Origin of the sequence: Saccharibacter sp. 17.LH.SD, assembly GCF_009834805.1 — a bacterium.
Classification (GTDB): domain Bacteria; phylum Pseudomonadota; class Alphaproteobacteria; order Acetobacterales; family Acetobacteraceae; genus Saccharibacter.
Map to the genome: position 1 here is coordinate 674337 of NZ_WVHO01000009.1, position 14650 is coordinate 688986.

Annotated in this window: 16 protein-coding genes, 1 tRNA gene and 1 pseudogene; 9 read left to right on the forward strand and 9 right to left on the reverse strand. The window is 47.9% G+C overall.

Annotated features, from left to right (window positions below; translation table 11 throughout):
• Window positions 1-2: 2 nt before the first annotated feature.
• Window positions 3-3083: a type I restriction endonuclease subunit R gene (locus GS501_RS04395; RefSeq protein WP_160830607.1), complete on the forward strand. Its 3081-nt coding sequence runs from the start codon at window positions 3-5 to the stop codon at window positions 3081-3083.
• Window positions 3084-3939: 856 nt separating this feature from the next.
• A complete protein-coding gene (locus GS501_RS04400; RefSeq protein WP_160830608.1) occupies window positions 3940-4233 on the forward strand; it encodes a hypothetical protein in 294 nt (97 codons plus the stop codon).
• A 145-nt stretch (window positions 4234-4378) separates the two neighbouring features.
• On the opposite strand, the gene GS501_RS04405 is transcribed toward GS501_RS04400, so the two are convergent.
• On the reverse strand, window positions 4379-4585 hold the full coding sequence (locus GS501_RS04405) for a DNA-binding transcriptional regulator (protein WP_237442394.1): 207 nt from the start codon (window positions 4583-4585) through the stop codon (window positions 4379-4381).
• Between the two features lie 246 nt (window positions 4586-4831).
• Between GS501_RS04405 and GS501_RS04410 the strand changes: the two genes are divergently transcribed.
• On the forward strand, window positions 4832-5524 hold the full coding sequence (locus GS501_RS04410; RefSeq protein WP_160830609.1) for a hypothetical protein: 693 nt from the start codon (window positions 4832-4834) through the stop codon (window positions 5522-5524).
• Between the two features lie 192 nt (window positions 5525-5716).
• Here the strand turns inward: GS501_RS04410 and GS501_RS04415 are convergent, their stop codons facing one another.
• From GS501_RS04415 to GS501_RS04425, 3 genes are all read right to left on the reverse strand, one after another.
• Entirely contained in the window at window positions 5717-5845 is a 129-nt protein-coding gene (locus GS501_RS04415; protein WP_160830610.1) for a helix-turn-helix domain-containing protein, read from the reverse strand.
• 293 nt (window positions 5846-6138) lie between these two features.
• Window positions 6139-7152 (reverse strand): alcohol dehydrogenase AdhP, encoded by a 1014-nt coding sequence (adhP, locus tag GS501_RS04420; RefSeq protein ID WP_160830611.1) that lies wholly within the window; start codon window positions 7150-7152, stop codon window positions 6139-6141.
• Window positions 7153-7721: 569 nt separating this feature from the next.
• Window positions 7722-8483, reverse strand: coding sequence for a type 1 glutamine amidotransferase domain-containing protein (locus GS501_RS04425; protein WP_160830612.1), 762 nt, complete (start codon window positions 8481-8483; stop codon window positions 7722-7724).
• A 458-nt stretch (window positions 8484-8941) separates the two neighbouring features.
• Here GS501_RS04425 and GS501_RS04430 point away from each other — a divergent pair, with 458 nt between their 5' ends.
• From GS501_RS04430 to GS501_RS04440, 3 genes and pseudogenes are all read left to right on the forward strand, one after another.
• Complete coding sequence (locus tag GS501_RS04430) at window positions 8942-9919, forward strand: hypothetical protein (protein ID WP_160830613.1); 978 nt, start codon at window positions 8942-8944, stop codon at window positions 9917-9919.
• Window positions 9920-9986: 67 nt separating this feature from the next.
• Window positions 9987-10691, forward strand: a pseudogene (locus tag GS501_RS04435) (IS6 family transposase).
• A 216-nt stretch (window positions 10692-10907) separates the two neighbouring features.
• Entirely contained in the window at window positions 10908-11597 is a 690-nt protein-coding gene (locus GS501_RS04440; protein ID WP_160830614.1) for a DJ-1/PfpI family protein, read from the forward strand.
• 25 nt (window positions 11598-11622) lie between these two features.
• Here GS501_RS04440 and GS501_RS04445 read toward each other — a convergent pair whose 3' ends face one another.
• Window positions 11623-12537 (reverse strand): N-formylglutamate amidohydrolase, encoded by a 915-nt coding sequence (locus tag GS501_RS04445; RefSeq protein WP_370517933.1) that lies wholly within the window; start codon window positions 12535-12537, stop codon window positions 11623-11625.
• Between the two features lie 54 nt (window positions 12538-12591).
• On the opposite strand from GS501_RS04445, the gene GS501_RS04450 reads away from it, so the two are divergent.
• Window positions 12592-12666: transfer RNA gene (locus GS501_RS04450), tRNA-Val, on the forward strand.
• A gap of 164 nt (window positions 12667-12830) precedes the next feature.
• On the opposite strand, the gene GS501_RS04455 is transcribed toward GS501_RS04450, so the two are convergent.
• Genes GS501_RS04455 through GS501_RS04465 form a run of 3 tightly spaced genes read right to left on the reverse strand, consistent with a single transcriptional unit; the run spans window position 12831 to window position 13548 of the window.
• Window positions 12831-13040: a hypothetical protein gene (locus GS501_RS04455; RefSeq protein ID WP_160830616.1), complete on the reverse strand. Its 210-nt coding sequence runs from the start codon at window positions 13038-13040 to the stop codon at window positions 12831-12833.
• The gene (locus GS501_RS04460) at window positions 13040-13273 is read right to left on the reverse strand and encodes a hypothetical protein (protein WP_160830617.1); all 234 of its coding nucleotides are present in this window, start codon (window positions 13271-13273) and stop codon (window positions 13040-13042) included. The genes GS501_RS04455 and GS501_RS04460 overlap by 1 nt, the downstream gene beginning before the upstream one ends.
• Window positions 13270-13548, reverse strand: a complete 279-nt coding sequence (locus GS501_RS04465; RefSeq protein WP_160830618.1) for a hypothetical protein — start codon at window positions 13546-13548, stop codon at window positions 13270-13272. The genes GS501_RS04460 and GS501_RS04465 overlap by 4 nt, the downstream gene beginning before the upstream one ends.
• Before the next feature lie 132 nt (window positions 13549-13680).
• Between GS501_RS04465 and GS501_RS10055 the strand changes: the two genes are divergently transcribed.
• A complete protein-coding gene (locus GS501_RS10055) occupies window positions 13681-13809 on the forward strand; it encodes a hypothetical protein (RefSeq protein WP_255429069.1) in 129 nt (42 codons plus the stop codon).
• A 164-nt stretch (window positions 13810-13973) separates the two neighbouring features.
• Window positions 13974-14180, forward strand: a complete 207-nt coding sequence (locus tag GS501_RS04470; protein WP_160830619.1) for a helix-turn-helix transcriptional regulator — start codon at window positions 13974-13976, stop codon at window positions 14178-14180.
• Here the strand turns inward: GS501_RS04470 and GS501_RS04475 are convergent.
• Complete coding sequence (locus GS501_RS04475; protein WP_160830620.1) at window positions 14170-14649, reverse strand: hypothetical protein; 480 nt, start codon at window positions 14647-14649, stop codon at window positions 14170-14172. The two genes, GS501_RS04470 and GS501_RS04475, sit on opposite strands and share 11 nt — an antisense overlap.
• Window position 14650: the final 1 nt, after the last annotated feature.

The following is a 14650-nucleotide window of genomic DNA, read 5'->3' on the forward strand; positions in this document are numbered from 1 at the left end:
TCATGGCATGGGTGAGTGAAGCAGAGCTGGAAACACATTTCATGGAAAGCCTTGTGCCGTTGGGTTATAGACTGGCGCAGGGCAGGGATGTGTCCCCAGAACATCGCTCACCATTACGGGAAAGCTTTCGTGATGCCATTCTCACTTCGGTTTTTTCAGAGAGCTTAAAACGCCTTAACCCGACTTTTCCGGCCTCAGCGTTAAAAGAAGCGGCGCGACGGGTGCTGAATACTGTCTTTACGACAGATATTTTACAAGAAAATCGCCGCCTGCATGAGCTGATGGTCGGTGGCGTGCCAGTTACATTTACGTCGCCTGATGAACAAGAAGAACGGCATGAACGCGTTCGGCTTGTTGACTGGACAAACCAAGCCAATGATTGGTTGGCTGTGCGCCAGTTCGATATAGCTGGGGCAACGGTGCGTATTCCTGACGTTGTGCTCTTCCTAAACGGCTTACCGCTGGTTGTGGTGGAGCTTAAGACAATCACAGGGGCGGATATTAAGGCCGCATGGAACCAAATTGCGACCTACAAGCATGATATTCCTGAGCTTTTCCGTACCAATCTCTTTACGATTATTTCAGATGGAATGCAGGCTCGCTATGGATCACTCTCGGCAGAGTTTGATCGATATATGGGGTGGCGAACCGTTGATGGACATACGCTTGTTCCTCATGGCTCCACGCTAGAGCTCGCGACATTGGCAGAGGGGCTTCTGGCCCCAGCAATTATGCTGGATATGTTGCGTTGGTTTACCGTGTTTGAGGATGATGGCCGTGGGTTGAGCAAGAAAATAGCAGGATATCATCAGTTCCATGCTGTGCAGAAAGCTCATAGTTCCATAATGGTAGCACAAGAGCGGGACGGCAAAGCAGGGGTGATTTGGCATACGCAGGGCTCTGGAAAAAGTCTTCTGATGGCTTTCCTCTCTGGTCGTGTCATGCGCGACCCTGCCATGAAAAACCCCACTCTCCTTGTGCTGACAGATCGGAATGACCTGGATAATCAGCTTTTCGCAACGTTTGCGCGGTGTAAGGGGATTTTGGGTGAAGAGCCCATACAGATTGATAGCATACAGGATTTGAAACAGACATTAAGCCGTGAGAGTGGGGGAGTTATCTTCTCGACGATCCAAAAATTCCGGCCAGATGGAGGCGAAGACTTCCCGGAGCTTACTGATCGTTCAAACGTGATTGTGTTGGTCGATGAAGCTCATCGCACACAATATAATTTGGAAGAAAAGATCGATAGAAAGACAGGTCAGATTAAAAAAGGCTTAGCCTTCCATCTTCGGCGTGCTTTGCCTCATGCCGTGTATGTTGCCTTTACAGGCACTCCAGTTGAGTTGGTTGGGGCTGATACGCGCGGTGTGTTTGGTGATTATATCGATATCTATGATATTGCACAGGCTGTTGCAGATCGCGCTACGGTGCCGATTTATTATGAATCCCGCGTCGTGAAAATTGACCTGGATGAAGAGATTACAGCCATCCTTGATGATGAGTTCAGTGAAGCTACCGAAGCCTTACCAGAAGACCAAGTAACGGCTAAAGCACGGAAATGGGCCCGCGTGGAAGCGTTAGTGGGGGCAGACAAGCGGCTTGATATGGTCGTTGCTGATATTCTGGATCATTTCAACGCGCGTTTACAGGCGATGAATGGGAAAGCCATGATCGTCTGTATGAGCCGTCGTATTTGCGTGGAAGTGTATAAACGCATTATCGCGGCATACCCTGAATGGGGCGGCGAAACGGATGATACGGGCTGTGTAAAGGTCGTTATGACAGGCTCTGCGACTGACCCGCAAGAATTCAAGCCTCATATACGGTCCAAAGCGCGGCAGGAAATAATCCGTAAGCGTTTTAAAGATGCAAAAGACCCGCTAAAATTGGTGATCGTCCGCGATATGTGGCTTACAGGCTTTGATGCGCCCTGTATGCATACGCTGTATGTTGACAAACCTATGCGTGGTCATGGGCTGATGCAGGCCATCGCACGGGTTAACCGCGTGTTTGAGGACAAGCCTGCGGGCCTTGTTGTCGATTACATTGGGATTGCCGCTGAGTTGAAGGCTGCTTTAGCGCATTATTCCAAGACGGATCAGGATGAAACAGGCATTGATGAAGGGGAGGCGGTTGCGGCGTTCCTCGATGCGCTCGATGTTTCACGTGCACAGTTCCATGGGTTTGATTACAGCAAAGCTTTGGATGGTACGCCAGGGGAACGCTTAGCTATTTTACCGAATGCCCTTGAGTATCTTTTAGAGAAAGATCGTGAGAGCGATAAAGAAACAAAACGTTTTCGACATGCCGTAGCGGCGTTGGTGAAGGGGTATAAGCTCGCTTCTGGTAATGCGCGTGTGAGAGAGTATGCGACGGAGGTTGCCTTTTTTGTTGCTGTGCGCTCCAGCTTGGACAAGCTTGATGCGGGAGGGGGGAACCGTACGCATGACGACCGTGATGTTGCTATTCAGCAGCTCGTTAATAAGGCTGTGACGTCCACAGAAGTAATCGATATCTTGTCTGTTTGCGGCATTAAACGGCCCGATATTAGCGTTCTCTCCGAAGAGTTTCTGTTAGAGCTGCAAGGGATGAAGCAACGCAATCTTGCAGTTGAAGCGTTAAAGAAACTGCTTGACGGGCAGATTAAGGCGCGAACACGAACAAATGTTGTTCAGCAGGAGGCTTTCTCGACACGCCTTAAGGAAGCCATAGCGCGGTATCACAATCGTAGTGTAACAGCCGTGCAGGTTCTGCAAGAACTGATTAATCTTGCAAAAGATGTGCAAAATGAGCCTCAGGACGGTTACAGTAAAGAAGAGCGCGCTTTTTACGATGCGCTGGCACAAAATAAGAGTGCTGTGGAGCTAATGAGCAATCAGGAGCTCCGTGTTATCGCTACAAAATTGGTGCTGACTGTGCGTAATAACGCAGGTGTGGATTGGTGGAAACGTGACGATGTGCGTGCCAAAATGAGGGTGGCAATCAAGCGCATTCTTAAACATTATGGTTATCCACCCGATATGACATCAAATGCGGTTAAGCTTGTGTTGAAGCAGGCAGAAGCTTTGGCTGTGGGGTAATAAAGGGCGAAGCAGGATGGAAATGTTTGAGGCTCGGAGCGTAGAGTGGGGTTAAGGGCTAGACCCATTTCCAATTGAGCAATATTCCTTCCTATCGACTTTACTAGCATGCCCTTCTTTTGCGTTACATATAATAGTAAGAAAGAGAGGAGAATGTCTGCTGGGAAAAGTATTTCATAATTTTAAGAGGTTGTCATTTATCGTGATTATGCGTGTTAGGTGATGGCTTTTAGGGTCTGGAGTGAAACTTTTTTCCAGATGTAGTTACTAAAATATTGACCCAGATTTATGTATTTTCTCGTCCTTTCAATCATAATGTATTTGTTTTTAGAATTGGCTATAAGGCTAAAGAAAATAAGTTTTTTTAACAGGGAAGAGACTTTCAAGCTCGCTTTCACACGACAGGGGTTACAGGTTTTATTCCTGTCGTAACCATTATGATTAAAAGCTGTTTCCCCAGAAATAGCCAGTTTTTGCGTGAGTGTTCCGTAAAATAGAAATTTTCCATTCCTCGTCTTAATCCTTTTTTCCTGTTTTTTCCACGCGAGTCTTTAGAATTTACTGGCAAGTTTTTGCACAGTCCTTGCAGAGTTAGGGAGGCTCCTAAACTTCAGTGGTTTTGACAACGGCCTGCATTAAGCTTGCTACCGACAAGCGTAAAAAGACAGGAAATCGTATCAAACCTTCATGACGGTATGTCTAAAGCGAGCAGGAAGAGAAATCATGAAATATGCCTACCCGGTTGATTTTGAAGGAAACTCCGATGGAATCATAACAGCCGCCTTTGCCGGGCTTCCTAGTGCGACAAGACGGCCGTAAGAGTCAGGAATGCTTAAAAGAAGCGTCTGACCTGTTAGTGGCCGCCTTATCTTTTTATTCGGAAGATGGTCTGCCACTGTTCAAACCAACACCAGCATACGGACGCCCGCTTGTCTATGTGCCTGTATTAGAGTCTATGAAATTTGCGCTGCGTGAAGCGATGATTGAGCAGAAACTGATAAACGGCGCCCTTGGTGAACGTCTAGGCGTCTCTGAAGTGATCATCCGCCGCTTGCATGAAAGCAAAGTAAGTCGTGTAGAGGAAGCCTTAAAGGTTGTAGGGTTACAACCCGCAATCAATGTAAGCCCAGCAATGGAGATCGTAGCATAATGTCAGGTCAAGAGAAACAAGATGTCGTCACAAGGTTAAAGGTAGTGTTCATTACAATATTATGGTCAGTACTCATTAGTGTGGGGGGGGGCACTCTTTATCTTTCTCTGGGTAGCCACATGGTATGGACTCTTGGAGTTTTCAATTAATGACCAGACAAAAACCGCGTTACTAAAGATGGATCTTTATCAAGCATAGCGAGCAATACCATGGCCGGGCCTGTAGGGGATCGCCGCCTTTGCTCCCAATTTTGGAAAGTTCCTTTCACAACGCCAATGGTCTTAGAAAATTCAGCTTGTGACAGGCCAGCCCTGGCACGAATATGTTCAATATCGACGCGGGGAACAGACACTTCAGGACGAGGGCACTTCCATCTTTCCCGTGAGCAAAATCAGGTGCTTCTTTCAGTCCAAGCAAAACACTTTCACCGGCCTTAACCAGCATAAAGGTGCTCGGTTGTGTATGCGCCCATATCAGGGGCCATGAAATTCGCTTTGCATGACAAATGAGCAAAAGATGCGTAAAGTGTTTCCTGGACAGTCCAGTGACATAGGCATTTGTGCGTATGATAGTGATTTAAAATAGGAATGATAAGCCCATGAAGCTCCTTCGTCTTTTCTCTCTCATCGTGGGAGCAACATTGGCTTATGGTTCTGCGCAAGCGGCGGATGAAACGCCGAGCGATTTCTCACCGTCAGAAATGGGAAACCTTAAGTGTAGTGTGTATAATGCATATCAAGGCCGGACGAGCCATTTTTTTATGCTTTCATGGGTGCAGGGCTATTTGTCGGGTACAGATACTATCCGAGTAGTTATATTTAAACAAAAAAGTATTCTCAGTGCAGTGAAAGATAATAACGGCATTATTCCAATGCTTAATACTAATTGCTCTAAAGAGAGTGATAATACATTGTTGCAAGTCTCTATGATTATGTTTTTGAATTTTAATTCAGATTCACAAAAAGAAAAGTTCAGCGACGGGCAGGGAGACCAAAAAACTTACTTAGATTTAGGAGTTGGGCATAAGACATGCGATTTCTTCAACCTTCACCAGAAGGATAAGATGGGTCTTCTTGCTCTGTCATGGTTTCAAGGTCAACTAGTAGGGATGGATAACGCCTTAGCTTTTGGCACGTTGGGAGACAGTTTTCTTGGTAAGGTTAGCGATAGAAATGAGCTCAATGAGGCCTTCGTTCAATCATGCAGAGCGAACCCATCTCAACTGATATCAACTGTTGGAGGTAGGGTATTTCTTAATGCTGCAAAAAAAATGCGGGCTAAAAGCCAATAAGGCCAGGAATTACGAGAAAGCACGAGACATTCGCCCATTTTTAAGCGGACGATGGGCGCTTTTGGAGAGAGCCTATTCTAAGCGAAAACTTAACGAAGTTCAGCTCTTACCTCTTCTTTAGAGTATATTGATGGCGCGATGAATGTGAGGTGCTGGCGTGACGAAACGAATAGAAACCTCCTTTCCGGTCGCCTAAGCAATGCGCTCGAGCATTTTAACCGTTGGAGAGCGCTCTCCTGCTTCTAAGCGAGCGATGCTTGATTGAGTGGTGCCAAGCCTTTCGGCAAGTTCGGTTTGCGTTAACTCGGCTTTCTTTCTCATGGTGACGATGGCTTTAACCAAATCATAGTTTGCCTTAGAGGCTTTATAAGCCTTGGAAAACCATCGTCTTTCATGAAGTATTTCTTGAGGGTGCTGGGCTTAGTCATGATTTCTGATCAGAAATAACGCTTTTCATCATACTTATCTCTTTCATATGGGAAGAAACGTTATTCTTTAAATTCTAAAAAACTCTAGTAAGCGTTAAAGAACTATTCCTGCTCACACACATAAAAACAATTGAGTCCTCCAATGGGGCCTCAATTGTTTTTATTGATTCACAATTTTTGCTGTATTTATTTGTGATTAAATCCTACGACCATTCTACCGCGGATTTTTCCTGCTTCCATTTCCTCGACGATCTCTTGAACTTCGTCAAGTTTCCGCATAGTCACCTTGGGGACGACTTTTCCTTCTGCTGCAAATTGGAAGGCTTCCGCCAAGTCACTGCGTGTGCCTACAAGAGAGCCGACGACCTCAATGCCATCAAGAACAAGACGGGGAATGCTGAGATCCATCTTTTCAGGGGGTAGGCCAACCGCCACAACACGACCACCTGCACGGACCGCATCAACCGCAGAGTTAAAGGCCAGTCGCGAGACAGCAGTGACAACAGATGCGTGTGCGCCGCCACATTTTTCCTGAATAATAGCGGGGACATCATCCGTTTTTGGGTTAAGCGTTAAAGTTGCGCCGAGCGAACGGGAAAATTCAAGCTGAGCATCATTGATATCAATGGCGATGACTTTGGCATTAAAGACATTATGGGCATATTGCAGAGCGAGGTTTCCAAGCCCTCCAAGACCATAAATGGCAATCCATTGGCCCGGTCTAATACCCGATACTTTGACGGCTTTATAGGTTGTTACTCCGGCGCATGTAATGCTGCTGGCGGCGGCTGAATCAAGACCATCTGGCACTTTGACAGCATAGTCGGCAGGGACAATGCATTTTTCTGCCATAGCGCCGTCTACCGTATAGCCCGCATTTTTGACATTACGGCATAGTGTTTCGCGGCCTGTTGTACAATATTCACAATGGCCACATCCGCTATAAAACCACGCAACACTCGCACGATCACCCACTTTGAGGGCCGTAACATCTGGCCCTACTTCCGTAACGATACCAATGCCCTCATGCCCGATGATGACGCCTGTTTTATCGCCGAAGTCACCTTTCAAAACATGGATATCGGTATGGCAGACGCCGCAACATTCCATTGTAAGCAGGGCCTCACCATGGCCTGGAGCACGGATCTCGCGTTCTACGATTTCAGCTTTACGGTTCTTCCCAACGACAGCAGCTCTCATGACAATCCCTCCGGATCGTAAATTTTTTTTCACAAGAGTGAGCCTAGCGCATCTCTGTTGTTTTCAGCCGATAGATCTCTGCAGGGCGAATATGCAGTGGTGGGATGGCTGGGACGTTCACATAAGAAAGGGGAGGAGGTTTTTGAGAGTAGGCTCTCTGCCCTTCTTCATGGGGATTTGGGCGTGCAGGACCTTACCTTATTGGTGGGCTGTGTCTCTGAATGTGTGTCCACCATTTGCGCGATTCATTGCACGGCAGCAAAAATAATCGCGTTGACGTGGCTCTAGGGATCGTAAAGTTATAATCCACAATTGATGCAAGCTTAACAGACCCTAATCCATCTCAACAAATATCAGATGTTGGGGCTGTTATGTTTCTGAAGCTTGCCCAAAAATTCGTGTTAAATAACCAGTGACTACACTTCATTGACCACGCCACAGGGATATCCACTGAATTTCAGTAAATGTCCCTGCTGTGTTGCTTCCCAAATGCTTTGTTATCTTACGCATTTAAAGAGCAGCGTATAAAAGATGGGAAGAAATGAGGTGTGTGGTGTTTGATAAGGTGATCAATATTCATCTAAAGCGCTGAGAACCATGTCAGCGGCGAGTGCACTGCTATGTTGTTGCTGGCCTGTAATGAGACGACCGTCACGGATGGCAAAAGCTTCATTTGGGCCACGACATACAAAAGTTGTGCCAGAAATTTTAGTGGCTTCATCTTGGATAGTGTACGTATTCAACTTTGTGCCGAAAGCGGTATTGATTTCTTCTTCCTCTTCGTCAGTGAATCCTGTCCATTTTTTCCCATCGGCTAACAACCGACCATCGGAAAGCTTTGTCCAAAGCAGAAGAGAGGAACCGTGGCAAATTGTCGCAACAATCTTACCTTTTTCGTAAAAGGAGGCGATTAATGCGTGGAGTGCCGTGTCATCTTTAAAGGTGAGGAGTGGCCCACCGCCGCCAGCAACCCAGACAGCATCGTAATCGTCCACATTGATGGAACTGATCGACAATGTATTTTTCAGCATCGCTGCGAATTTCGCATGATGCACGAAGCCAAGCGTAATAAGGTCATCGGCATAAGCACCGTTAAGTGTGCGTGGGTCGCTATGGGTGTCGATCAAGACTTCCCCACCTTTGGGAGAGGCTAAATCCACGTGATGGCCAGCTTCTATGAAGGATAGGAAAGCACGCGTCATTTCTTCACCAAAGAACCCAACTGGAAACCCTTTGAGATCAGCAGTATTGGACACAATTGATAGAATGCGACGTGGTTTATGCTTTACGCCGAAACGGCTTTCAAATTTGATATCAGATGCAGTAGACATGGTGGGCTCTCGATCAGTGGTGTAACAGCGCTAAATGTTTAGGGATATCCAAGGAACTTCTTCCCTTTATACAATCCGGCCATGCTGTTGACCATATCTGTTTGGATCAACCAGGTAAAGTGATGGTCTGTTTAATCTCTAATTTTTCATTCGTCTGGGAGTGTAAAGAGGGAGTAATGAGATAAGCGATGGATCTGTTGCAACGTTTTAGGTGCGCTGAAAAACAATAAGTCAGGAGATTCTCAGCTCATTCAAAACTCTGCAGCAAAGTTGCTTTACGAAACAAAAATTCTCCCGTACAAAATGTTACGAATTATAAATGAATTGATATCTATTTAGCGAGGGGAGGTCGGGAAATCGTTTTATTCAGCCGACGAAGGCTCTCCGCACTATGTGTCGCACCGCTGTTGGCAATGGCGGTGTTGAAGCAAAAACAGACTCAATCAGGGAAAAGCTTCATGTCGGCACGCAGGTTCGTATCCATCCCGCTCAACCAGCCTTGCCAGGCTTTGGCAGTTTCCCGCCGCGGCGATATGATCGCAGCGTATAAAAATTTTGGCGGCCTGATCTCCGTCTATGATGTCTCAGGCAAGCTTCTGGCCGCCGTCGAGCGGACCGGACCGGATGTGAGCAAGGAGATCTACTTCACAGACAACGATCTGGTGATTTCCGATCCGAGAGACCCGTATAGAGAAACGTGCTCCTTTCAGGCGATCGATATGAAACGCTCGGGAGAGGTCTCGTTTTCTGCGGCCCTGAGCGAGCGGCCCCGCTTCAAGTGGCAGGCTGGGCAGATCGCTTTGTCTGAAACGGGACGTCACATCCTTACCAACCCTAATACTGGGACGGCCGAAGACATTACACTTTATGACAGTCATGCAATCGAAACCTGCCGTTTCCCAAATAGGGTGATTAAAGTGCTCGCGAGGGCGATCGCCATCCATGAGGGAACGGATCGCATCGCATTGGCGACATCACGGGAGGGAATCAATCTCCTGTCGATCAGCACGGGAGAGATCGTCCGGACCCTCGAAGGCTTATTCGGTGATTTTATACCGGCAGAGAGAATGGCTTTCTCAAGCTGCGGTCGGTTCCTCGCTGTCAGTCGTACCATTTCGAGTTCAGTACTGCAGCGCGCCTATGTCGGTGGCCTCCGCATCTATGACGCGGCAAGCGGCGCGCTCCTGCATGAGTCCGACACCCATGGCGAGTGTCCGGACCGTCTCGAATGGTGGGAACACATGCGCTCCTTCAACGCGCAAGTCAACGACGACTACATCATCATCCGCGAACGTAACGGCCAGTTTACGGCCAGCACGCGGACTATTCCCGGCCTGATCGACGCTGTGGCGATCCCGGGCACCAGCACGATCGCCTACATGCGTTGCGGTCTCCTGCGTTCGAGCAAGATCGAATTTCTGGACCTGGGAGCGTAAAGGGCCCTGTTGCAAAGTTTGGGCTGATATCTGAAACCATTGTCGGCTTTGAAGCGGAGCTGTTGGGATGAGTGATTTCAAAGGGCGTTATTTTCGAGGCGAAGTGATCTTGTGGGCGGTTCGTTGGTATTGCCGCTACGGGCTCAGCTACCGTGACCTTAAAACCAGGCTGGCCGAGCGTGGTGTGAGCGTTGATCATTCAACGATTTACCGTTGGGTTCAGCGCTATGCGCCCGAAATGGAGAAACACTTGTGCGCTGGTATTGGAAACGCCCGGGCTTCGTGCGCAGTTGACGGGTTGATGAGACCTACATCAGGGTCAAAGGAAAGTGGACGTATTTGTATAGGGCCGTCGACAAAGACGGGTGATACGATTGATCGTTATCTGTCTCCGACCCGGAATGCCAAAGTGGCCAAGGCGCTGAACGGTCTGAAAGACTGGGAGAAGCCCGAGATGATCAACATGGACAAGGCCTCGACCTACGGCATTGCGATCAGCGAACTCAAGAAAGACGGAAAACTTCCGGATACGGTGAAACACCGTCAGGTGAAGTATCTGAATAACGTGATTGAATCTGATCATGGCAAGCTCAAGCAGCTCATCAAGCCGGTTCGTGGGTTCAACACCCTAAAAACAGCCTACGCGACGATCAAGGGTTTTGAGGTTATGCACGCCCTTAAAAAAGGACAGGCCTCACTCTGGCAATATCAGAAAGGCCTCATGGGAGAAGCACGTCTGGTCGAAAGACAATTCGGCGTTTACACCGTTTGAAATGCAAAATAAATTAAGTGGTTGCGTCCTTAACCTAACTTTGCAACAGGGCATTGCAATTACCTATTAGATCAGCCTTACATCATCACCAATTAGTACTCTCAAGCCGATACTCAAATTTTGAAAAGGGCTTGCTGTAAACGGTAATTTTATTTCATAATTGTAATCAATTTAGTCCTATCTAGGAATGTGTCCGCATGCAAAAAGGGGGATGTTATGCACGTTGTTATGTTGCTGTATCCGGGGTTTGACCAACTCGATTTAACAGGACCATTTGAAGTGATGGGGCGTTTCCCAGAAATGGACATACATTTGGTTTGGAAAAACTTGGATCTCGTAAAGGACAATTTAGGTCTTCAATTAAGTCCAACAAAAACATTTTTCGACTGTCCGCAGGCTGATATTTTATTTGTGCCTGGAGGGCCAGGGCAGTTGTCCTTAATACAAGATCAAGATGTTTTGGATTTTCTGTCCAAACAAGCCGCTGGAGCGTCATGGGTAACGTCAGTTTGTACGGGTTCTCTTGTTCTGGCAGCCGCTGGGTTATTAAGTGGCTATCGGGCGACATGTCATTGGTTGTCGATTAACCAGCTTTCTTTGTTTGGCGCTATCCCAGTGTCGGAGAGGGTTGTTCGTGATCGGAATCGTGTCACAGGTGCGGGAGTGACATCAGGTATTGATTTTGCTCTGACATTTTGCGCAGAACTTTTTGGAGAGGATCGCGCCCGACGGGTTCAACTGGCAATGGAATATGATCCTGCTGCTCCCTTTCATGATGGTAGCCCTGCAAGGGCAGATCCACATATCGTGGAAGCTGTTCGAGAGGCTTCAAAAGAATTTCAAAAGCTTCGGGAGGAGGTGGCGTTGTCGGTGAGTAAAAAGATCAAAGCACGTCAGAAGCTGTAGAATTAAGAGTTAGAATTCTCTTTTTCTACGAAGAAGATAGGGTGTTTCTACCGTCACTTTGCAACCATTTAGTAAGGTGAGATAATATACTGTGTATATCCTTCTTGAAGGAATAAAAGTTTTTGTTTGGTTTTAACGTATTAAGATTAAGATAGCATTGCCGATTAATCTCAATTTGAAGAGTATGTTGTTTCTGTGCGCGTTGACTGTAGTGGTTGGTGATATAACCGCCAGCATAGGGTGTATTACGTTGGACGTGATACCCTCTCTGAGAAAAAGCATTATCGATGAAATCAATTAAGACAGGAGCGCAAGACTGTCCGTGTACGTCACCGAGGACAATATCGCATGGGCGTTGTTGGGCTAAAGGTGGCATTGAGTGAATATCAAGAAGAACCGAGAACCCGAATGTCTCAGTAAGTTGTTTCTGCGTATCTTTTAAAAGTTTATGATAGGGAACCCAACAGGCAAGAAGACGTTTCTCGGCTTCGGCAGCGGGTAGGCAATAACGGTAAATGGCACGTCCCGGAGAGATACATCGGGGGATGACACCATATCCAGCGCTTACTTTAGAGCTGTGGGTGAGGTCCTCTTGGTTGAGAGGAGGAGAGAACATGGAAATATCCAGTTCTTTCCAATCACGATTTACATCACAGAAGCTGCGAGGAAAGAGGGCTTGAATCACGCTAATATGTTGTAATGAGGCTCCATCAAGCAGTTTATCGATAAAACGATCTTCCATTTTTTGCAGTTCATGAAGTGGAAGTTTGGTCGTGCTGAGAAAATCTTGCGTGTACTGCCGGCCTGCATGTGGTGAGGAGAGAAGCAGGGGAGACAGCAGGTGAGGTTTTGGTGTGTGGCATGATACAGGATCCCCTGAATGATCAGGAGAAAGAAGGGCTGGCCAGACAGAAGAGAAGAATTTTTGAATTTTTTTCACGTTTATGCCTTGCCACAACTCCGTAGCTTAGGTAAATACCCAACCACCGGACGGGGGCGCATAGCTCAGCGGTAGAGCACTACCTTGACATGGTAGGGGTCACAGGTTCAATCCCTGTTGCGCCCACCACCCCGACCGGATAAAATCCCCAGAAAATAGCTGTTTTTTAGCCCTCTTCGTGCGTATGCTGGTAGCGTTGGTCGTTCACGAAAGTTCGCAAAAAGTCACGATTCCTCATCATAATTGACACGAAATTGACACGGCAGTTTATCCGTAAGGATAGTTCAGGCTTCCTAGGATAGAGCACGGCACTCAGCACGCACATTCCCATAATCCCGCATCATAACTGGTAGTTCCTGCATGTCGGGATGAGCCCGCAATTCACGCGCTGCCTGTTGTTGTTCTTGCAAGCTGTAATGCACCAGAGGTGGGCAGAGCGGTTTAAGGCGAACAGGGGCGCATGACGTGACAAGTAGTAGGGCAAGGCAGACGACAGCACGCATTAGAAGTCTCCCTTACGCAGCACATCAAGAAGTTGATTATTGCTTCTGATGCCGTTTGTTTGGGCCTCATTCATCCGCCGGGCCGCTAGGGCTGTTTGTTCGTCAAGAGAGGCGTCACGTTCGCTCTCTTTGAGTTTGGCCGTGTGGATACCCGCACGATATGCGAAGGTGAACAGCCCGACGAGAACTGCCGTGATAAACATAGCAGCCCCGACGATTAGATAGATGCTCATGCGTTACTATGCGGCGGCTTGTTGGAGGCTGCTGTCTCCTGATGCCTTCGTTCCAGTTCACTGATGATCATCGGAGCGACCGTCTGACCGATCTTCTGAGAAGTGGAGTTGTCGGGCAGGAGGGAGGGTAACGCTGCCAAGACGAGCGTTGTGCTCATTTCTTGAGACAAAGCCCCGGTAAATGCGCCCGCGATCCCTGCAACGAGGAGAGAGAACCCGGTAAGGGTTGTTGGCTGCTGCATCCATTGGCGAAGCTTTGTGAAGAGTGAAAACATAAAACCTCTGATATAAAAAAACCGCCGTAAAAGGCGGGTTTAGGTTGCTAATTTGTTGACTTATGCACGCATTATGCGTATATAAGACTTGTCGCGGCAATTGGGCTCGACACTTAGTGAAAGGTTCCTTTCATGAGCGATAAATCCGAAAAACGTGCTCACCTGACATTCATCATGACCATCGTGCAGACAATCTGCGCTGTGGTATCGGTGTTGATGGCTTTGGGGGCTGTAATCGGTCACTATGTCAGTCGTTCCTGACATGGTGGGGAGGGAGGGGTGACCCTCTCTCCTAATAAAAGGAGAAAGAAGATGACTTGGCTTTTTGAAACATCCAAAGGACTGATAACGTTATTTTCTGTTCTTGGCGTTGTGTCCCTGATGATTGGTGTTGTGATCGGCTATACATGGTAGGAGAAAGACAAATGACACCGGAGCGCTTCCGTGAGTGCCTCTTGCTCATGCATTGGTCCCAGCGTGGCTTTGCTCGTATTGTTGATAGGGCAGAAGCGACAGTCAGACAGTGGGCGAGAGGGAAGGTCACCATTCCTTCCGATGTGGCAGAATGGCTCGAAAAGGGAGCGTCCTTTATCGAGAGCAATCCGCCGCCCGTTCGCCTTCCTAAGCCCTAATGGCGTCGGCAAAATGGGGAATGTTAGCGACTTCATCAGCCGCGCCGCCTTGTGTGTTGTACCAACGCTTATGATAAGAACTCAGATCGATAGCGTCTTGAGCGCTGGGCAATGGTGCCGGGGCGCGAAGATACTTCACTCGGGCCATGGCGCAGGCATATCGTAAGTTGCTGACGAGTTGGCCGCTTGGTGTTTGGTCGTGGCTTTGCATCGCAAGAATGGCATCTGCAAGGCTGTGATGAGCTGGGAATTTCAGAAAATTCTGCCAACAATCATCATGGGTGAAGGGCTCCATTTGCCACAAGCCAAGCGCTGGGCCAGAACCGAGTTGACGAAGATAAACGCCGCCGCTTTCAACGAGGGCCGTTCCCGTTAAGAGGTTCTCCGCAGCGAGAGACCATAACCCGATCGCTTTAAGAGTAGGGCGCACAATCTCCGCTTTCAGTTGGGAGAGATCTAAACCAGCCATA